The organism is Pseudoalteromonas holothuriae, from assembly GCF_945859825.1.
Lineage (GTDB): Bacteria > Pseudomonadota > Gammaproteobacteria > Enterobacterales > Alteromonadaceae > Pseudoalteromonas > Pseudoalteromonas holothuriae.
Genome location: NZ_CAMAPC010000020.1, coordinates 26,691 through 46,580 on the forward strand (window position 1 = coordinate 26,691; position 19,890 = coordinate 46,580).

Annotated in this window: 14 protein-coding genes; 10 read left to right on the forward strand and 4 right to left on the reverse strand. The window is 39.2% G+C overall.

What is annotated here, in order from left to right; genetic code table 11:
- Positions 1-58: 58 nt before the first annotated feature.
- Entirely contained in the window at positions 59-955 is an 897-nt protein-coding gene (locus tag OCI93_RS18005) for a LysR family transcriptional regulator (RefSeq protein WP_261594905.1), read from the reverse strand.
- A 136-nt stretch (positions 956-1,091) separates the two neighbouring features.
- Between OCI93_RS18005 and hutH the strand changes: the two genes are divergently transcribed.
- Positions 1,092-2,585 (forward strand): histidine ammonia-lyase, encoded by a 1,494-nt coding sequence (gene hutH, locus OCI93_RS18010; protein ID WP_261626974.1) that lies wholly within the window; start codon positions 1,092-1,094, stop codon positions 2,583-2,585.
- Positions 2,586-2,597: 12 nt separating this feature from the next.
- Positions 2,598-4,598 (forward strand): urocanate hydratase, encoded by a 2,001-nt coding sequence (locus OCI93_RS18015; RefSeq protein ID WP_261626975.1) that lies wholly within the window; start codon positions 2,598-2,600, stop codon positions 4,596-4,598.
- Between the two features lie 224 nt (positions 4,599-4,822).
- Here the strand turns inward: OCI93_RS18015 and OCI93_RS18020 are convergent, their stop codons facing one another.
- Both OCI93_RS18020 and OCI93_RS18025 read right to left on the reverse strand, forming a co-directional pair.
- Complete coding sequence (locus tag OCI93_RS18020; RefSeq protein WP_261594902.1) at positions 4,823-5,329, reverse strand: YcgN family cysteine cluster protein; 507 nt, start codon at positions 5,327-5,329, stop codon at positions 4,823-4,825.
- Between the two features lie 65 nt (positions 5,330-5,394).
- Positions 5,395-7,341: a sensor histidine kinase gene (locus OCI93_RS18025; RefSeq protein ID WP_261626976.1), complete on the reverse strand. Its 1,947-nt coding sequence runs from the start codon at positions 7,339-7,341 to the stop codon at positions 5,395-5,397.
- 568 nt (positions 7,342-7,909) lie between these two features.
- On the opposite strand from OCI93_RS18025, the gene OCI93_RS18030 reads away from it, so the two are divergent.
- Both OCI93_RS18030 and OCI93_RS18035 read left to right on the forward strand, forming a co-directional pair.
- On the forward strand, positions 7,910-9,058 hold the full coding sequence (locus OCI93_RS18030) for a Na/Pi symporter (protein ID WP_410007647.1): 1,149 nt from the start codon (positions 7,910-7,912) through the stop codon (positions 9,056-9,058).
- Positions 9,059-9,210: 152 nt separating this feature from the next.
- Positions 9,211-10,155, forward strand: a complete 945-nt coding sequence (locus OCI93_RS18035; RefSeq protein ID WP_261626977.1) for a hypothetical protein — start codon at positions 9,211-9,213, stop codon at positions 10,153-10,155.
- A gap of 350 nt (positions 10,156-10,505) precedes the next feature.
- On the opposite strand, the gene OCI93_RS18040 is transcribed toward OCI93_RS18035, so the two are convergent.
- Positions 10,506-12,284 carry a M61 family metallopeptidase gene (locus tag OCI93_RS18040; RefSeq protein ID WP_261626978.1) on the reverse strand — a complete coding sequence of 593 codons (1,779 nt, stop codon included), beginning with the start codon at positions 12,282-12,284 and terminating at the stop codon, positions 10,506-10,508.
- A 177-nt stretch (positions 12,285-12,461) separates the two neighbouring features.
- On the opposite strand from OCI93_RS18040, the gene OCI93_RS18045 reads away from it, so the two are divergent.
- The 6 genes from OCI93_RS18045 to OCI93_RS18070 all read left to right on the forward strand — a co-directional run bounded on the left by OCI93_RS18045 (position 12,462) and on the right by OCI93_RS18070 (position 19,553).
- Positions 12,462-14,015 (forward strand): GGDEF domain-containing protein, encoded by a 1,554-nt coding sequence (locus OCI93_RS18045; protein WP_261594897.1) that lies wholly within the window; start codon positions 12,462-12,464, stop codon positions 14,013-14,015.
- A gap of 14 nt (positions 14,016-14,029) precedes the next feature.
- A complete protein-coding gene (ppnN, locus tag OCI93_RS18050; RefSeq protein ID WP_261626979.1) occupies positions 14,030-15,373 on the forward strand; it encodes a nucleotide 5'-monophosphate nucleosidase PpnN in 1,344 nt (447 codons plus the stop codon).
- Positions 15,370-16,158, forward strand: a complete 789-nt coding sequence (xni, locus tag OCI93_RS18055; RefSeq protein WP_261594894.1) for a flap endonuclease Xni — start codon at positions 15,370-15,372, stop codon at positions 16,156-16,158. The genes ppnN and xni overlap by 4 nt, the downstream gene beginning before the upstream one ends.
- A gap of 66 nt (positions 16,159-16,224) precedes the next feature.
- Positions 16,225-16,608, forward strand: a complete 384-nt coding sequence (locus tag OCI93_RS18060) for a DUF3192 domain-containing protein (RefSeq protein WP_261594893.1) — start codon at positions 16,225-16,227, stop codon at positions 16,606-16,608.
- A gap of 2 nt (positions 16,609-16,610) precedes the next feature.
- Entirely contained in the window at positions 16,611-18,302 is a 1,692-nt protein-coding gene (locus OCI93_RS18065) for a hypothetical protein (protein WP_261626980.1), read from the forward strand.
- Positions 18,303-18,545: 243 nt separating this feature from the next.
- Positions 18,546-19,553, forward strand: a complete 1,008-nt coding sequence (locus OCI93_RS18070) for an isocitrate dehydrogenase (protein WP_261594891.1) — start codon at positions 18,546-18,548, stop codon at positions 19,551-19,553.
- Positions 19,554-19,890: the final 337 nt, after the last annotated feature.

The following is a 19,890-nucleotide window of genomic DNA, read 5'->3' on the forward strand; positions in this document are numbered from 1 at the left end:
GATAGATAGCTCGATTTTGACAGAGAATTTCAGCTAGATAATCTCGCTATTTATATACTTAAAAAGCGTGACACAGCTTTATTTGCTCAATAAGCGCATTGGCAAGTGGTGAAGCTACATAATTTTTTGATGTGATCAATACGACTGGTATTTGATAACTATAGTGCTTTGGTAAAATGGCCTTGAATACGCCTTTATCAATCCAATAATTTGCATAATGATCGGGTAAGTAACCAATAAACTGACCAGATAATATTAAATGAGCAATACCTTCATCATGATAAGCGGTTGCACTGTTTTGATAATTTAAGCCATCATTACGAGCCTCCTTATCTCTCATATAATTGCTGGTCACAACTTCAGCTTGTTTCAATAATTTGTTTACTTGTGCGGGTTTGCAATCAAACAATGGGTGACCCGTGCCACAATATAAATAATTGTTTTCATTGTGTAGGGGGAAATAGTCTAGTCCCCGTATATGATGACGGCTTACACCAAGGCCTACTAACGAGCGCCCATTTACAACAGATGTTTCAACTTCACGTGCCTCGCACACATTAATATCAAACTGAATGTTATCGCTTTTTTGCTTTAATGCTGCTATTGCTCGTGCTACGCCACAACGCGGATCACTTACCATTGTATCGATTACCGAGATTGTAACCCGACCTGAAAGTTCATTCTTGGAGCTTGCCACGGTTGTGGCAAAGGCTTCACACTGCTGTAATAATTCTAATGAAGCTTGATAGGTAATACGCCCCGGCTCGGTTATCTCAAAGCCACTGCGACCACGTTTACATAGTTTAATCCCTAAACGCACCTCTAAATCAGATAAGTGAGAACTGATAGTAGAGCGACCAATATTTAAGCGCGCTTCTGCTGCAGATAAGCCACCGCATTCAACAATCGCAACGAATATTCTGAGTAAGCGCAAATCAACGTCATGAACCTGCATTGCATACCTTCTTTAATGTTTGGTATTTTCGGAATGAATTACGATTATTATGCATTTATAAAACATCCACAGCAAGTTAACATCCACTCATTAGTAGTGCATCTGTGCATAACAAGATGATATTCAGGAGAATAATATGACTTTTAGATATGGTGTTGATCGACTAGATCTCGACTTAGTTAATGGTATAGCCAATGGCAATATTAAAGCAGAACTATGCCAAATCGCTTTAGATAAAATTAGTAAGAGCCGCCAAAATGTAGACAAAATGGCAGCTTCAGACAAAGCAATATATGGTATTAATACAGGCTTCGGTCCACTTTGTGATACACAGATCTCCCCTGAAGAAACACATTTACTGCAAAAAAACTTACTGATCACGCATGCTGTAGGTGTTGGCGAAGCGATTGCTAAACCAATTTCCAAGCTGATGTTAATTACCAAAGTACATGCACTAAGTCAGGGTTACTCAGGGATACGACTTGAAGTTGTAGAGCGCATGTTAGCGTTTATTAAATTAGACCTTATTCCAGTGGTTCCAGAGCAAGGCTCTGTGGGTGCATCTGGTGACTTAGCACCGTTATCGCATTTATTTTTACCGTTATTAGGTGAAGGTGAGTTTTGGCAAGGCGATAGTACTGTGCCTGCTGCGCAAGCGCTTAAAGAACATGGATTAGAACCGTTAGAGCTACACGCAAAAGAAGGCCTTGCACTAATCAACGGTACGCAGTTTATTTTATCGCATGCCATCACTGCACTAACAAAAATGCGCTATTTGCTCGACTTAGCTGATTTAGCTGGGGCCATGAGCATTGAAGGTATGCAAGGAAGCCAATCACCATTTAGGCAAGAGCTACATAAGATTCGAGCATTTGCAGGCAATATTGAAGTGGCAGCACGCATGCGAAACTTCTTTAAAGACTCTCAGAACATGTCAGATCACCAAGAGTGTGATCGTGTGCAAGACCCTTATTCGCTGCGTTGTATTCCTCAGGTACACGGCGCATCACGCAATGCTTATAATCACCTTAAAGAGTTAGCTGAAATTGAAATGAATTCAGTGACTGATAACCCAATTGTGATAAGCGATGAAGAAGCAATTTCTGGCGGAAGTTTTCATGGTCAACCTTTGGCAATGGTATTAGACTACGCGTCAATTGCCGCAGCTGAATTAGGTAATATCTCTGATAGACGCTGTTACTTATTACTTGAAGGCTTGCACGGCTTACCGCGCTTATTAACAACTTCTGGTGGTTTAAATTCAGGTATGATGATCCCGCAGTACACCACAGCAGCGCTGGTTACAGAAAATAAATCTCTGTGTTTCCCACCCTCAGCTGATAGCGTACCAACATCAATGGGCCAAGAAGATCACGTATCTATGGGTAGCATCTCAGGTCGTAAGCTTAATCAAATATTAGGCAACTTAGAAAAAATCTTTGCGATTGAGTTAATGTACTCGGCGCAAGCTATCGAGTTTAGACGTCCAAACAAATGCTCTGATTTACTTGAAGAGAACTTTGCTGTGATCAGAGCACAAGTCGCTAAGCTCGAAGAAGATAGACTATTAAAACCAGATATCGACGCTATGATAGAATTAGTTAAATCACAAGCATTTACAGTGAACTAAGGGAGAATCGCGATGACTTTTCAAGAACAAATTAAGCAAGGGATCCCAAGCGTATTACCAGAGCCAAAACTATACCCGGCTGACGCTAACCGTGCCCCTAAACGTAAAGACATTTTATCAGCAGAAGAAAAGCAGTTAGCTATTCGTAATGCACTGCGTTATTTTCCAAAAGAGTGGCACCAAGAGCTGGCAGCTGAATTTGCACAAGAGCTAAAAGACTTTGGTCGTATTTACATGTACCGCTTTAAACCAAATTATACGCTTAAGGCTCGCTCAATCACCGAATACCCTGCCAAATGTGAGCAAGCAGCAGCAATCATGTTAATGGTCGACAACAACTTAGATCCGGCTGTCGCACAGCACCCTGAAGAGCTTATTACTTACGGTGGCAATGGGGCTGTATTTCAAAACTGGGCACAGTATCTACTGGCAATGAAATATCTAAGCGAGATGGAAGAAGACCAAACGCTACATATGTATTCTGGTCACCCTATGGGCTTATTCCCATCTTCAAAAGATGCACCGCGTGTGGTTGTGACTAACGGCATGATGATCCCAAATTACTCACAACCGGATGACTGGGAAAAATTCAATGCACTAGGTGTAACACAGTACGGTCAAATGACAGCAGGCTCATTTATGTACATTGGCCCACAAGGCATTGTTCATGGCACCACAATTACAGTGATGAATGCATTTCGTAAAGTGTTAAATAAAGGCGAAAGTCCAAAAGGCAAGATCTTCTTAACCGCTGGCCTTGGTGGTATGAGTGGCGCGCAGCCTAAAGCTGGTAATATTGCGAACTGTATTACTATCTGTGCCGAGGTCAACCCAAAAGCGGCAACCAAACGCCATCAACAAGGATGGGTTGATGAGTTAATAGATAATATGGATGCCTTAATTACCCGTGTAAAACAAGCAAAAGAAAACGAAGAAGTCGTTTCAATCGCTTACATTGGTAACATTGTTGAGGTTTGGGAAGCTTTATATGAGCATGATATTTTTGTACATTTAGGCTCCGACCAAACATCACTGCACAACCCTTGGTCTGGTGGTTATTATCCGGTTGGTATTAGTTATGAAGAATCAAACCGCTTAATTCGCGAAGAGCCAGATGTATTTAAAGTAAAGGTACAAGAAACACTAAAACGTCACGCAAGTGCAGTTAACAAGCACACGGCTAAAGGCACTTACTTCTTTGACTACGGTAATGCATTTTTACTTGAAGCATCACGTGCAGGTAGTGATGTAATGGCTGACAACGGTATTGACTTTAAATACCCATCTTATGTGCAAGATATTCTTGGTCCTATGTGTTTTGACTATGGCTTTGGTCCATTTCGCTGGGTATGTGCCTCAGGCAAGCCTGAGGACTTAGACAAAACCGACGCGATTGCCGCAAAGGTGCTCGAAAAGATCATGCTTGAGTCGCCTGAAGAAATTCAGCAACAAATGCAAGATAACATCACTTGGATAAAAGACGCGAAGCAAAACAAGCTGGTAGTTGGTTCTCAAGCACGTATTTTATATGCCGATGCCCAAGGGCGTATGGAAATCGCTAAAGCCTTCAACGATGCAATTAATCGTGGTGAAATAGGCCCTGTGGTACTTGGTCGTGACCACCATGATGTGAGTGGCACTGACTCACCGTTTCGCGAAACATCAAACATCTATGATGGTAGCCGCTTTACCGCTGACATGGCTATTCACAACGTCATTGGTGATGGCTTTCGTGGTGCTACGTGGGTATCTATCCACAATGGTGGCGGTGTTGGTTGGGGTGAAGTGATCAACGGTGGCTTTGGTATGTTGCTTGACGGCTCTGATGATGCTGAGCGTCGCCTTAAATCAATGCTGTTGTTTGATGTAAACAACGGTATCGCGCGACGAAGTTGGGCACGTAATGAAGAAGCGAACTTTGCCATTAAACGCGAAATGGCACGTACACCCAAGCTCAAGGTCACATTATCCAATAACGTAGATGACGATATTTTAGATAAGTTATCGTTTTAACACATTCAAGCGGAGCGACTGTAGATCAATCGTTCCGCTTATCAATAACGTTAATAAATACTCAGCTGACAGATAAAAAGCTTAATAGATTGGTTCTAGCTTGATGCTTTCGTAAAGCCTACCAAGAAAGTCAACGATTGAATAAGCTACGTGTTTTAAACACATTGCGTATTTTTCAGGCAAATAGTGGTATTTGATTGAACCTTAACAAATCTACTCATTAATTAATCACAGTCAAAGGTCGGCCACTGAGCTACATAATCTTCAAACTCATTTTCCATATCAACGGTATTATCTTTAGTCACTCGACCTTTTGCACTAATGCCCGCAGTATGCATTTTTTCTTTGCTTCCATTGTTTAGTAATGGGTGCCAGCTGGCTAAACCTCGCCCTTCATATAAACGGCGATAACTACAACTTTGCGGCATAAAGAATATATCTTTGAGGTTTTCTTTAGTTAACTTAACGCAAGATGGAACAAGTGATTGACGTTCATTATAGCGAGTACAGCCGCAGGTCTGCTCGTCAATGTACTGACAAACCAAGCTAGTATAGATAAGTGACTCTCCTTCACGCAAGAAGTCAGTACTGGCAAAATTTTCGTCTTCTTCAAGATCACTATCTATAAAGCTATGTAAACAACACTTACCACATCCATCGCAGATGGCTTCCCACTCTTGTTGATTCATTTGTTCTAGGCTTTTAGTTTGCCAAAACTGCGAGTTACTCATATTAGATACTTCATCATTGCTGCCAAGGTGCGAAGTCTACTGAAATATAGGATGATACGCAAAGATCACACTGGTTCGTAGGCAAAGCTTTTGGGTAGCGTAAATTCAATACACACCCCGCCTAACAAACTATTATGAGAGGTGATCTCTCCTTGGTGTGCTTGAATAATCTTCTTACACACTGCAAGACCCATCCCTTTCCCCCCAAGTAAACTACTTCGAGAAGGTTCTTGTCTGAATAATGGTTCAAACAATAACTGATGCGCTTCATAAGTAAGTGGGTTACCAGAGTCTTCAATTCGCACAATTAAATGCTCATCTTTATCAATAAAACTCAAAATAACTTCTACGTTTGCTCCACCAAATTTCGCTGCATTAATTACAACCTCTTCAACTACTTTAGCAATCGCATTTTTATCAATATTAATGGTTTCAATGCCACTTAGTTGACAATTTAGGGTTAAACGCTGTTTTTGTAAGTTTAATTTTTGCAAACATGAATGATTAACTTCATTAATAAAAGGACCGATAGCAGTAGAGCGAATATTTAAGCCAAAATGTAAATCTCTTGAGTCGCTCACTAGCATTAAGATATTTATAAAATCATTTAGCTCATCAATTTTATCATGCAATTTACTGTAGGATTCATGTACGTTTTCAACAATATTATGTTGCAGTGATTCAACTTGAATTTTCATTACCGTTAAAGGTGTGCGTAATTCGTGCGAAAGGTCTGTAAATAAGCGCTGTTCTTGCTTCTTTACTTGTTCAGATTTTTGCTGCGAGTTTCGCTGCTCGTTAAGCACCGATTGATTAAGTGCATCTACCTGATTTTGTAAATGATAAACAAGCTGGCGTTGCACTGATTTATGCTGAACAGCCATTGCTACAGTAAATAAACATACCTCTATTAAGTAACCAATTTTAATGTATGTAGAAATATCAAAGGCTGCGAATATATTTCCAAAACTTGCACCTAATATAGTGAGTACATTGACAAAAAGCACATGATTCAACAAGCTGGCCGAAAATATTTTGATGCCTGGAGCTCGCTGCTGCCAACACCAATAGCAAGTGTAAATAAAAATAACAATCATCAATGAACTAGCAAGTAGATTATAGAATACAGATTGTAAGTACAGCGCCAATGGTACAAGCACGATGTAAATCGTCAGACACCCTAAGTAAATGTTATCAAGCTGAGGGTGATGATGCTTTAGCTGCAAAAAGCTTCGCACAAATAGCAAATGAAATATGGGTACTAACACCATTAACATGATTGAAAATGTAGTAGCAAATTCACCCAGCTCAGGCCATAAATATTGGTAAGTAAACCCAGCCATATCAATAACAATAAGTAAAAACATGAATGACCAGATAGCATAATATACATTAGTTAGATTGCGATTAAAGTACAAATTCACAAGAACAATCAATAAAATAGCGATGACCACACCAGCGATAACTGCATTATTTAATAAGCTTAATTGCACGGTATTGTTAAAGTGCTCGGGCGGATGGATTTGGATTTTGGCAGGGGCATTTGCAAAAGTTTGATATTTTATAAATAAAGTTTTTCGTTCATTGGGCAGTATATTGATAGGGACATACATTTGAGGGTAATGCAGTGGCCGCTTAGAAAAAGAGCTTTGCTCGTTGAGCAATATGATATTTTGTGACTCATCTAACCAATACATCTCTAATATGGGTAAACGGGCAAAACCAAATGATACATACCAATTAGTAATATCTGTGTTGTTAATCAATTCGATTTTTGACCATTTCCAATAAGGCTTTATATGAGGCTTTTGTATCGAGTAAGGCTTAAGTAATTGCGGCAAATCTTGTAATTGGGATAAAGATGTAATTTGTTTATCGTAGTCGTGAAAAAATAAACCAAATTGCTTTAGATCATAGGCGTTTTGTCCGTCAGAAAGTTCCAACGAGCCGGCATGAACAAAAAAACAACTTGTCCAAGAGGTTATTAACAGCAAAAGAGGAAGTAATTTCATTTATCTACATGAGCGACCTAATATGCGCTCACATTAAACAATGAAAATGGAGAAATTGTGGAGAAACAATAAAATTTACTAACTTCCAAACCCAAAGCTAGTAATAAAGTACCAATTTAGCAATTAAGTTACTCGACAATAGCGCCTTCATGGATTTTCACAAGCAGTTTTATCAATAATTGCCGAATTGAGTCACCTTGAGAAGTCTACACCAATTTGTCACCTTTGCCATACATAATAAAGAAGATTACAATTATTTCATCACATCTATTCTTTTTGTATATACGCTATAACTCGCAGGCGCAACAATAGAGAAGGAACAAACACTGGGAGAATTATTTTAAAAACAAAAATAATCTAAAGATATCAATCACAAAGGCATTAATAATAATATACGCCATACTCATTACTTAATCAAAAAGAACTGGCACAGGTACATAGATACACGCCATGTTGTAAAAAGCGAACCAAATCCCGACTCATTGAAATATTTCTGTAACAAAGGCATGTTTAAATCCGACCTGAATTTAAAGACACCATCAAATTGTAATAATTTGATGCGCAACCAATGAGAAAACATATGCGTAATACCGCAAATTCAGGCTTTTATAAGTTTTTAAACTGGGCAGCTATCGCCCTGTTGGTTTATTCTGTTTTAGTTGCTGTTGGCACCGTGAGTGGCGGTTTTAAACTCGCCTCTGGTGGTAGTGAAGGCGCCAAAGAAATTTTCGCATTCGCAACCAACCCATTCATAGCATTACTTTTAGGCGCATTAGCAACGGCCCTAGTTCAATCATCTTCGACCGTTACATCGGTTATCGTTGGCCTAGTTGCAGGTGGCTTACCTATTAGCATTGCAATCCCAATGATAATGGGTGCCAATATTGGTACCACCATAACAAACACCTTAGTCTCTATTGGACATATCCGCTCAAAAGAAGAGTTTCAAAGAGCATTTGCTGCATCGACTGTTCATGATTTTTTTAACCTGCTTGCCGTCGCTATTTTCTTACCACTTGAAATCATGTTTGGTTTTTTACAAAAGTTGGCTGAATATCTGTCTCACATGTTTGTTGGTGATGCTGACCTTTCATTGAAAAGCTATAACTTTGTTAAACCATTAGTGAAGCCTGCCGTAGGTACGATTAAGGACGCATTAGGGTTCTTAGATGGGAAAATGTTAGGTGTTGCGATGGTGATCGCAGGTATTGGCCTGATTTTATTTGCTGTTACCGCACTTGGAAAGTTACTGAAAAAAGCACTCGTAGGCAAAGCCAAAGATATTTTACACAGTGCTCTTGGTCGTGGCCCTATCGCAGGTATCGGTTCTGGTGCTGCAGTTACTATCATGGTGCAGTCTTCGTCTACAACAACGAGTTTAATGATTCCGCTTGCTGGCAGTGGCGTGTTCACAACGCGTCAAATTTACCCATTCACGCTAGGGGCTAATATTGGTACTACTATCACTGCATTACTTGCGGCAACATCAATTACAGGCCCAGCAGCAGAAGTAGCGCTTACCATTGCCTTAGTTCATGTTATGTTTAACGTATTTGCTGTGACATTGATTTATGGTATCCCGGTACTTAGAGAGTTGCCTCTGCGCCTTGCTGAGAAACTAGCGCAGATTGGTGCCAATAATAAACCTGCGGCACTTGGCTATGTACTTGGTTCATTCTTTGTACTACCAGGTATCATTATGATGGCCGTTAGATAAAACAAATATACTTAAAAAACGCCGCTATTTAGCGGCGTTTTTTTGTGTGTCGTAGAGGCTTTTCTCACACAAACACCTTGGACCCAAAGCAAATACATACTACCGTGACCTGCCAAAAATAGTACCTATAAATCATCTATAAGGTATAAAGAATGATAACGTACATTACTTATCGGATTGCCGCTCTCAGTACTTCTATATTTGTATGCGGGCTCGCAAATGCAACACAACTCGAAGAACAGTTCCCTATAACCGAATACCAGCAGTTAAGCGATGGCACTGCCGTCTCGATGCCATTTCATGTTGAAGGTAATTTAACCACCCCTTTTTTATCCATTATTAAAACAAAACAGGCGAAAAAATTTATTACCCACAGCGAGTTTGAGCCAATCGAAATTAGCTGTGATGGAGTTGGCACAAATCAAAGCATTGGCGTACTTTACTTTCAAGATATAACGAAAAGCCCTGTCGGCGCTTATGCTGAAACGGTTAACACCATTGGTGTAAAACGTAAGACAGCCCCTTCATTGTCTTTACCCTGCTTACCTAAAAATGCAACTAAATTAGAACAAATGCAATACCTCCTTGCATCACAACAAATTATGGCGCAAGCGAATGCAAAGAATGTACAACAAGGTCTTCCGTCAGATTACGCGATGTACAACCAAGACCTAAAACTAAACAATCCACTTGCAATAAAGGCTGGAAAAGAGATTTGGGGATACCCGAAGTCTAGTGCCGAAATTAACTACTGGGTTGGTAAATACTATGTTGACTTACAAGTAGGTAACTTACCTGACTACACACCTATTGTTGAGCTAAGTTATTTACGCAAAGTTGGTTCTCAAACCCCTTTGTATAGTGTTGGAGACAATGTACTGCCACAGACGCTACTACCTAATAACGAAAAGCAAGCGCAACTAAAAGGCGTATTAAGTTCAAGTTCAGTGTGGGTGCAGCCATTCATAGGTTACTTTTGGGCAGGTCCATCAAACAGTGCAACTTCAAAAGCGCTGCGTAAAACAGAGTTCTACCCCGTTGCTATCGTTGAATATACAAATGTCACAGGTGCAGCTCTAGCGCTTTACGATAAATAAACAGCATTTAACAATCGCAATATCTGGTCATTTATTTAATGTAATTGATATGAGTGCGTGTTGATCTTTGAGGTATGATTTTTTCAAATCAAAGGCTTTCATTACAAAAATGAGCTATGTTACATAATAATCTATGTTAATAGCCCATGAAAGTGCCGTGTAAGCCTCTGGTTGGCAACTTTGGGCTGTCCATTGGGGGTATTTTCCATGATATCACCTGACTTACATATAATAACTATGAATGCAGGTTCAACCTTAGGAAAATACCCGAATGACTGCTGTGAAAATACACAGCAAAGTTCAACAGTCCTTAGTTAACTACACATCACAGTTAAACTATTTAATATCAATCAATTAGCAAACGGATGCGCAATTCCAGCCCACGCTTTAAATAGTTTTTGCTGTGAGGCGTTTGGTAATGCGATTGCACGTACTTTTTTTCGCTTATCAAAATCACTATCCAACACCACATAGGTGCTCATGAGTTTGTCGCGGCGAATGAAGTCTACTTTTACTTTATCACCCCCTTTGAAGTAAGCTAGAGAGTCATTTAAATTGTCTCTTACATGATGATCATTGAATGCTACAATCTTGTCAGCAATAGTTAAACCTGCTTGCCAAGCCGAACTATTTCGAGCAACATGCTCAATAGTGAGTACCTGACCTTCGTTTTTTGTAATTAGGTCTAAACTAGCAATTGGCTTTGCATTTGCAGGGCGTGAAAATTCAAGACCAACATGCTCAAGAAGTATATCGATATCTAATGCTAGTGGTGAATTAATATGCTGCTCCCACCATTGGCTGTAATCACGACCTGATATGTTTCTTAGTATGTTTTTGACATCATTACTTGTAAAAGACTTTGGCAGTTGAAACTGTTTATAAAGTTGGCTATGTACATCTTTATAGCTGACTTCGCCGTTACTGTGTGCGAGCAAATCAATATCTAATGCTAAAGACACCATAGCACCTTCTTGATAGATATTAGTGCTGTAGTTTTTACCATGATCACCACCTTTGTTAATCCATTTATCAAAGCTTGATTCAGCTACAGATTGCACCTGTCTGCCTGGCGTTGCCAAATGCTTATTGAGAGTATGGGTTAAGTTGGAAAAAAACTCTTGATAATTGGTGATCCCCACACTGAGCAATAAATAGTCTTCTAAATAGCTTGTTGACCCCTCTGATAGCCAAAGCAGATCACTGTAATTCGGGTTTGTGTAATCATAGGGTACTAACCCTGCAGGACGATAAGCTTTTACATTCCAAGTATGGATAAACTCGTGAGCTGCGGTAGAGATGAAGCTAACATAATCTTCTCGTTTTGCAAATGTGTCTCGATGTCTTTGTATAATTGTTGAGTTTATATGCTCTGTTGCACCGCGTGCGCCACTGGTTGAATGCACCATAAATACATAACGCTGGTAAGGGTAGTCATGCCAAATCAGTGAACCTGTTTTAACTAGTCTCTTTAAGTCCAATAACATTTGGTCGACACTGTAATTCCCCTGCCCCCAAATCACTAATTCATAATCACGTTCATCGACTTTAAACTTGTGTAGTTCATTAATGCCTGTTTCAATTGGTGAGTCTACTAACGTATCGTAATCTTTCGCCTTAAAACTGTGCTCATCATGTGCAAAGTCCATACCCGAGACAGAACGCCATTGAGCGGGCACGTCGAGGTCAACAGTCACAGGCTCTTGGCGGAATGACTCAGAAAACATAAAAAAACCTGACGCGTCAATAAATGCGTGACTATCATCAATATGACGAGCTCGTTTGCCTAATTCATTTGCGTAAACTTGATAACCCACTTGCACCTGTGTTGGGTTATCTAAATGTACCCGCCAGGTACTTTTATCAATTTTTTCCCAGTTTAGCGCGTCACCATTATGATCTGTCGCATCAAAGTAGCGAATACCATTTGCTAAATTTAACACTTCATAGCGTCCGGTGCGCCAATCTGGTAGTTTAATGTCTAGATGAGCTTGAGCTGACTTTGGAAATATCACAGAGACATTACCCAAGTGATGCTCGCTCTGCTCAATAACAAGTTTATATTCAACTTCTGCCAGCGCACTTAACGATAGCAAGCTAAGCGGTAAGAGTAAGTTTTTGACGTTCATTATATGACCACGATTAAAAAAATTGCAAAGAGCATAACAAAACCCAAAGCCTTGTCTAAAAAACTCGGTGAATGGGCTGGGCGTTTTTTAAAAGTAGCTGATACAAAATTCATGAACAAAAATAGATAATTGATGTAAACTTAGGTTAAAACATTGTGATGATGGAAGTAGTTAATATTGGTAACTAAAAACTCAGCGCTGCTAGAAAAAAAGCTAGACCAAACTATCAAAGCTCGTAAAGCACTTGAAACAGCGCGTAAACATCAAGTAGATGTATTGTCTAACTTTGCAGTAAAGCTATCTTTAAGCTGTAAGGGCCAAGATGTGGCGCTGGATAACCAGCTGGCTAAATTTCGCAGCGCTTTACAAAAAGGTATGGATTTTGAAGCTTTTGAACCCTTAATAGAAAGCATGAGTGAAACACTCAAGCATCAAGAAGCAACAAATTCTGCCAATAGCCGAGCATTGCAACAGAGTATTACTCAAGCAGGAAAGCAACTACAAAAAATAAAAGGCTTACCTGACGATGGACGAAGAAAACTGCGCTTTTTGCTAGACAACGAACTCAGTAATATCAATGCAGCTAATGATTATATTCCAGTAATAGAAAAACTCTCTGACATCTACCAAAAAGCGTTACAGTTAAAAGTTTTAAAAACTCAATCCGCAAGTGATGATGATACAAGTGCACTCCAAGCGCCAGAAATTGCTAATGAGTTGATGAATTTAGCCAATGAACTAACTTTTGACGAAGATGTGTCGCAAGAAGTTAAGGTAATAAAAGACGACATTAACTTAAGTGATGGCGTTGACTCACTGCTAAATTCTGCTTTAAATATTATAAAAGTGATTGTTAAAAGTATCAGCCGAGAGAGACAATCTGCACAAGGTTTTTTAGTTTCTTTAAACCAAACTCTAGAAGAGCTAAACAGTTCAATTGTAGCAACAACCAAACACTCACAAAGTGTTAATAAGAAAATCACCAATTTAAACAAACAGATAGAATCAAAAATTCAAAGCCTCAATTCACGCACGCAAAAGGCGACATCAATTAGTGAGCTTAAGAGTTTGGTTGATGATGAGCTAAAGTTACTTAGTCAGGATTTGATCGAACGTGAACGAATAGAAAGCCTTGATAAACAAGCGCTATATGAAAATTTTAATAAAATTAACGACCGCATAAATATATTAGAAACAAAAGTTAATACATATAAAAAGCGCTTATCTGAACAGCGTTTTAAAAGTTTATTAGATGGATTAACAAAATTACCTAATCGCTCTGCATTTGATGATAGATTTAATCAAGAGTTTCATCTGTTTGGAGTGAATAAAGGTGATATGACATTAGTCGTTATTGATGTCGATCACTTTAAGTCAATTAATGATAAATATGGTCATAGTGCAGGTGATAAAACACTGCAAGTAATTGCCAGAGCATTGAAAAAGTCTATCAGGAAAACTGATTTTATAGCCCGTTATGGTGGCGAAGAGTTTGTAGTACTGATGCCTGGAATGAATGTTCAACATGCTAAACCTGCATTAGAAAAATTACGTAATGCAATTAAGTCGATCCCTTTTAAGTTTAAAGAGACGCAAGTACAAATCACCATATCTTTAGGCGCAACACAGTTTAAAGAAGGTGATACACCGCTTTCAGCATTTGATAGAGCTGATAGCGCTCTTTACGAGGCAAAAAATAGTGGTAGAGACCGGCTATGCCTTCGTGAATAACAAGGAGAATGCCTATGCAAGTACAGTTAAACCCGACTGGTGTACTAAACCTACTATCTCAACTTGAGGTAGATTTACTTGAACAATCGTCAAATAGTGAGCGGTATAGACTATTTAGAAATTGTGCTTTGGCTGTATTGAATGTTGGCAGTCACACCGACTCCAGTTCTGAAATTTATAATAAGTACCACGATTTTGATATAAAGTTGATTGCTCGTGAACGCGGAATTAAGATTGAACTGACAAACCCACCTAAAACAGCGTTTGTAGATAAAGAAATTATTCTTGGTATTCATGAGCATATTTTTTCAGTTATTAGAGATATATTATTTATTTGCCAACGTCATCAAGAGCAGATCAACACCCCTCGGGAGATAACCCACATGGTCTTTGATATGCTACGTAACGCAGGTGCTTTGGAAGTTAATTGCGACCCAAATATTGTTACGTGTTGGGGCGGCCATTCAATAAATGAAGTTGAATATAGATATACCAAAGAGGTTGGCTATCAACTTGGTTTACGTGGCTTAAATATTTGCACCGGCTGTGGGCCTGGCGCGATGAAGGGGCCAATGAAGGGCGCAACAATTGGTCATGCAAAACAACGAATTAACAGTAATCGTTATTTGGGACTGACCGAACCAAGTATAATCGCTGCTGAGCCACCCAATCCTATTGTAAATGAACTGGTGATATTGCCAGATATAGAAAAACGCCTTGAAGCGTTTGTTCGTACCGCACATGGCATTATCATTTTTCCAGGGGGAGCAGGAACAGCCGAAGAGCTACTCTATTTGTTAGGTATTTTGTTGCACCCGGATAATCAAAAGCAGTGTCTACCTGTTATTTTGACAGGCCCAAAGGAATCTGCGCAGTACTTTGAAGAGATCTGTATGTTTGTAAAAAGTACGCTTGGAGAGGCTGCATTAGGTAAATTTGAAGTAATTGTTGATGACCCAGCTTTGGTTGCTCAAAAATTGAAAATCGGTATGAAAGAGGTAAGAGAGTATCGCAAAGCGCAAGGTGACGCATATTATTTTAATTGGACATTAAAAATCGATAATGAATTTCAAATGCCTTTTGCTCCAACTCATGAAAACATGGCAGCATTAGACTTACACCTGTCTCAACCTACTCAACAGCTAGCAGCCAATCTACGTCGTGCATTTTCTGGTATTGTTGCCGGTAATGTTAAAGATGAAGGTATTCAAGCGATTAAACAACATGGTCCATACACTCTCAGTGGTGACACGTCTTTGATGAAAGATATGGATAAACTGTTGCGCGCGTTTGTTGAACAAGGCCGAATGAAACTGCCAGGCAGTAAATATGTGCCTTGCTACCAAATAAAAGCATGAAAGCAAAAATAGTATTAATAGATGCGCTGAATTTGATTCGGCGCATCTATGCTGTTGATGAGCAGCAAAATCACCGAAGCGCGCAGCAAACTCTAATATCTTGTAAAAGCCGAGTTAGTCACGCAACAAAGAAGTTATTGTCTTTAACTGATGCAAGCCATGCAATTGCTGTTTTTGATGGTCAAAAAAGCTGGCGCTATCATTTTTATGCTAAGTACAAACATAGCCGTAAACCTATGCCCGAGCAGTTGGCAAATAATCTGGAGTTTATTTCACAGGCTTTTGTTGAACAAGGGATCACCGTATATAAACCTGAGCAAGATGAAGCGGATGACGTGATTGCGACATTAGCCTGCAAGGCCAGTGACGCCGCAGTTCAGTCTGTTATCGTGTCAACTGATAAAGGATTTTACCCTTTATTGAGTAATAACATTACTATTTATGATTACTTCAAACGAGATTGGCTGACTGATAATTACATCATTGAACGATTTGGTGTGAATAAACACCAACTCATAGACTTTTGGGCGCTTGCTGGTGATAAAACCAATGATATCCCTGGAGTGGCTGGAATTGGACAAAAATCGGCATGCCAACTTATAAACGGCTATCGCGATATCGCAGTTGCAATTGATGACCCCAATTGCAAACCAGCCATCAAAAAGAAACTCACTATTGGCATGGATGATTATGTTATTAGTAAGCAGTTGGTTACTTTGCGAAAAGATATACACCTTGGGTTTAACATGAAACAGTTACGGCTTAATCAACATGATATGGTTTAGTCGCATCTTCATTTGTCTCAGTCTATGCTCTGTTATACTCTCACACGGTGTTCAGGTGAGTTTTTTATGATCAAAAAAGTATTACAGTATATTATTTTAGGCCTAGCTGTTTATGCGGCAATCGTGATGTTAGTCATTAATTTTTATAAAGACGACCCGCAAGCTATGATTTGGCAAGACCGAGAAGCATTTAATAATCGATATATCAATAAACTAAAGCCAGAACAGAGCGTGCAAATCGACCAAGTATTAGAAACGCTTGGTAGTCCAGACCTTACTTACGTAAAGAAACAACCAAGTAAAATGTTGCAGATTGTTTATTACCGAACTCAGTTAGTTAAACCAGATGGGATCACGACACAAGATGAGTGCACAGGCTTGTTGTTTGAAAACGGCAAACTTATTTTATGGGGGCCAGCAGCAAACGTGGCTTATGAAAAGGCATTGTAGCTATGTCAGACTTCAAGCCTAACCCAACACACCTAAAACGTTTATTTGAACATACTCACCAAGCGCTGAGATTATATTACAACAAACAAAAGTGGTCAGCGATTTACCCGACGCTGACTCAATTAGCTGAACGTTTTGTTTTATGTTATCAAACACAGCCTAATGCAATGCATGCACACTTACAGTTTTACGCGGCTGATTATGGTTACACAACAAATTTAACAGTTAACCAATGCATATTAGTTTGCGCATTCTGCTATGCGAATGGATATAACGAGGCGTTTACTGAAGAGCTTGTGATTGCAGCCTTGAGTGACTATTTGTGTTGCTCTAATGAAACCAATAAAATTGCTCGCTCTGCGGTGTTAAGTAAACAAGAGAGCAAGTTAGTCCAGTTACGTCATCAATTTGTTCTTAAAATGCTAGATAGCGCCAATGTACCGCAAGGGCAAATGCAGCGCATCTTATCTCGACTCGACAAATATAGTACGGCAATCACAGGCCAAAAAGCACTCCCTTTGTATGATAATACAAGTATCTTGGTCACATTGGCAAAGCGAATTGCCAAAGCAATTACACCTAGACCGAATGTCAAAACTTTTACCATTGTACAAGCAATCAAGTCACTATACCTTGGCACTCATAATGAATTTGCACAACTATCATTGTCAGCCCTCGCTAAGCAAATTGTTTTGTACCCTGGTGGTTCCTTGGTTAAATATAAAGGGCAAAGCGCGTTAATTTTATCTGCTACTCATAATGGCCATTTATTGGTGTTGTTAGATAATAACCGCGCAGTCGGTATGATTAAAACAAACAAGCGTTTTACGCCACTTTATCAACCTATTTCCACATCTGATAAAACTTTGCTCTATTCAATATGGTTTAATGAGCAAATGCCAGAACCAATCATGTCCGAGCACCAACGAGTAGATATTTGGCAAGCTATTTCTGATTTAGGTAAACATCAATTTTTAGAATTTAAGGCAATAGAAAAAGCGATTACGCCATTTTCACAGATTAAACTAGCACTGCAAGTAGCAGCGAGGCAATATAATCGTCAGGGCCAAAAAGCAACGACAGTTCGTCATTGTTTAACAATGGTTGGTTTAGATATCGCAGGGCTACTTTGCCAACGGGTGCTATTGGAGACATTAATTTCTGAACTTCATCACCCTTTTGCCAATGATGTGTGGCACAAATATAATCATATTAATAAAGTAATTATGGTTCTATTAAGCCATGCCCAAGGCGAACAGTTTGAAAGGTTATTAAGCCCCTTTACAGCAGCAATTTACTTTATTCTTTATCAGCATAGTACTGCAGTAATGCGACGTGTTATACCTTGTACAGAAGAAGTCGCAGACAAAGGTATATCGATTGCACATTTATTTGGTTTTGGACGATTGAGTGAAGCTAAATTAACATCATACATTGAAAGTTACTTTAAGTACTCTGATACGCATCAAGCTTTTCTAGAAACTGAAGCTAAGGATAAGCAAACTTTAAGTGAAGATGCTCGACATATAATAGCAATTAAGTTGCTGGCTATTTATACATTAGGTGAATCGCAAACTATTAGTGCATGGCAAAAACAGCTATTAGAAGATGTACTTAAAAAGATGCAATGGCAGTCTCTTGCAAGTTTCTGTGATGCTTTTATTGCTCATAGCCCAAGCTGTAGTATTGATTAGCCGTAAACATAATCTGGATGGCTAACTTCGCTTGCCATTTACATAATAAATAGAGTTAATACTAAGCATAAGCGATATTTATGGCTTATTTTAATTCCTTGCTGGTATAAGTAGGCATAAATTGTTATAAAACGCGCTTAAATTTTCAAGCGAACACACACCTTCCCTTTTTGTTTACTAAACTTCTCAGTAGTGCCCATTGGGTATGGTGTAACAAATACTTTTGATAAAGGAAAAACCAGAATGGCAAAGCAAACCATTACCGTAATTAAAGGCGACGGCATAGGTCCTAGCATCATTGACTCTGCAATTGAAATTTTAAATGCAGCAGGGTGTGATTTCGACTATGAGTTCGTAGATGCAGGTCTTGCAGCACTAGAAAAAACTGGTGAGCTACTTCCTAAAGATACTCTAGAAGTGATTGAAAAAAACAAGATTACTTTAAAAGGTCCTTTAACAACTCCGGTAGGTGAAGGTTTTACTTCTATTAATGTAACATTGCGCAAACAGTTTGGGCTTTACGCAAACGTTCGCCCTGTAAAGTCATTTGAAGGCACTAAAGCGCGCTATGATGACATTGATATCATCACTGTACGTGAAAACACACAGGGTATGTACTCTGGTTTAGGTCAGGTTGTTTCGGATGACGGCAATGAAGCCGAAGCTATGTCAAAAATTACACGCGAAGGTGCTGAAAAAATCGTAACTTTTGCGTATGAATTAGCAACCCGTGAAGGCCGTAAGAAGGTTACCGCAGTTCATAAAGCAAATATTTTGAAATCAACCTCAGGTTTGTTCTTGAAAGTAGCGCGTGAAGTGGGCGAGCGTTATCCAGACATTGAATCTGCCGAGATGATTGTAGATGCAACCTGTATGAAATTAGTAATGACCCCAGAAGAGTTTGATGTAATTGTTACTACAAACCTTTTCGGTGACATTCTATCTGATCTGTGTGCAGGTCTTGTTGGTGGTTTAGGTATGGCTCCAGGTGCAAACATTGGTGAGAACGCAGCTATTTTTGAAGCGGTTCACGGTAGTGCTCCTGATATTGCGGGTAAGAACCTTGCTAACCCAACTTCTGTGATCTTGGCATCAATTCAAATGCTTGAGTACCTAGAAATGGGTGAAACAGCAGAACGTATTAGAAGTGCAGTGGCTGATGTTATCAAAACTGGTGATCGTACTACGCGTGACTTAGGTGGTAATCATGGTACAACTGATTTCACACAGGCCGTGATTGAACGTTTGTAAATCGTAATGTAGGGCGTGATAATCTTTACTGTATGTTTTTGTAGCAGTCTTAGGGTGTTTCCCCAAGGCTGAACCTGCGTCGCATAGCTATTCTATGTAAGTTAGGTTATAACGTAGAAAATACCTAAATGGCGCATAGCCAAAAGGGTCCATACCTCAAAGATAAACACGCCCTAGCAATTGTTAGTCCTCTATACAGAATCAATAGTGTGCCTAATTTATGATAGAGTCACTTAAATTTGCATATTTAATTCTTCAACTTACAGTATCTATTTATTAACTCGAAAAAACTCCTAAATATTTTTAAAATTTGCGTTTTTTATGCACATACCACTAA

Bases quoted from the DNA above. Each gene is read 5' to 3' on its own strand.
- OCI93_RS18070 (WP_261594891.1), top strand. From the start codon at position 18,546: ATGGCAAAGCAAACCATTACCGTAATTAAAGGCGACGGCATAGGTCCT.
- OCI93_RS18005 (WP_261594905.1), bottom strand. From the start codon at position 955: ATGCAGGTTCATGACGTTGATTTGCGCTTACTCAGAATATTCGTTGCG.
- xni (WP_261594894.1), top strand. From the start codon at position 15,370: ATGAAAGCAAAAATAGTATTAATAGATGCGCTGAATTTGATTCGGCGC.
- OCI93_RS18015 (WP_261626975.1), top strand. From the start codon at position 2,598: ATGACTTTTCAAGAACAAATTAAGCAAGGGATCCCAAGCGTATTACCA.
- OCI93_RS18030 (WP_410007647.1), top strand. From the start codon at position 7,910: ATGAGAAAACATATGCGTAATACCGCAAATTCAGGCTTTTATAAGTTT.
- OCI93_RS18020 (WP_261594902.1), bottom strand. From the start codon at position 5,329: ATGAGTAACTCGCAGTTTTGGCAAACTAAAAGCCTAGAACAAATGAAT.
- OCI93_RS18040 (WP_261626978.1), bottom strand. From the start codon at position 12,284: ATGAACGTCAAAAACTTACTCTTACCGCTTAGCTTGCTATCGTTAAGT.
- hutH (WP_261626974.1), top strand. From the start codon at position 1,092: ATGACTTTTAGATATGGTGTTGATCGACTAGATCTCGACTTAGTTAAT.
- OCI93_RS18060 (WP_261594893.1), top strand. From the start codon at position 16,225: ATGATCAAAAAAGTATTACAGTATATTATTTTAGGCCTAGCTGTTTAT.
- ppnN (WP_261626979.1), top strand. From the start codon at position 14,030: ATGCAAGTACAGTTAAACCCGACTGGTGTACTAAACCTACTATCTCAA.
- OCI93_RS18035 (WP_261626977.1), top strand. From the start codon at position 9,211: ATGATAACGTACATTACTTATCGGATTGCCGCTCTCAGTACTTCTATA.
- OCI93_RS18025 (WP_261626976.1), bottom strand. From the start codon at position 7,341: ATGAAATTACTTCCTCTTTTGCTGTTAATAACCTCTTGGACAAGTTGT.
- OCI93_RS18065 (WP_261626980.1), top strand. From the start codon at position 16,611: ATGTCAGACTTCAAGCCTAACCCAACACACCTAAAACGTTTATTTGAA.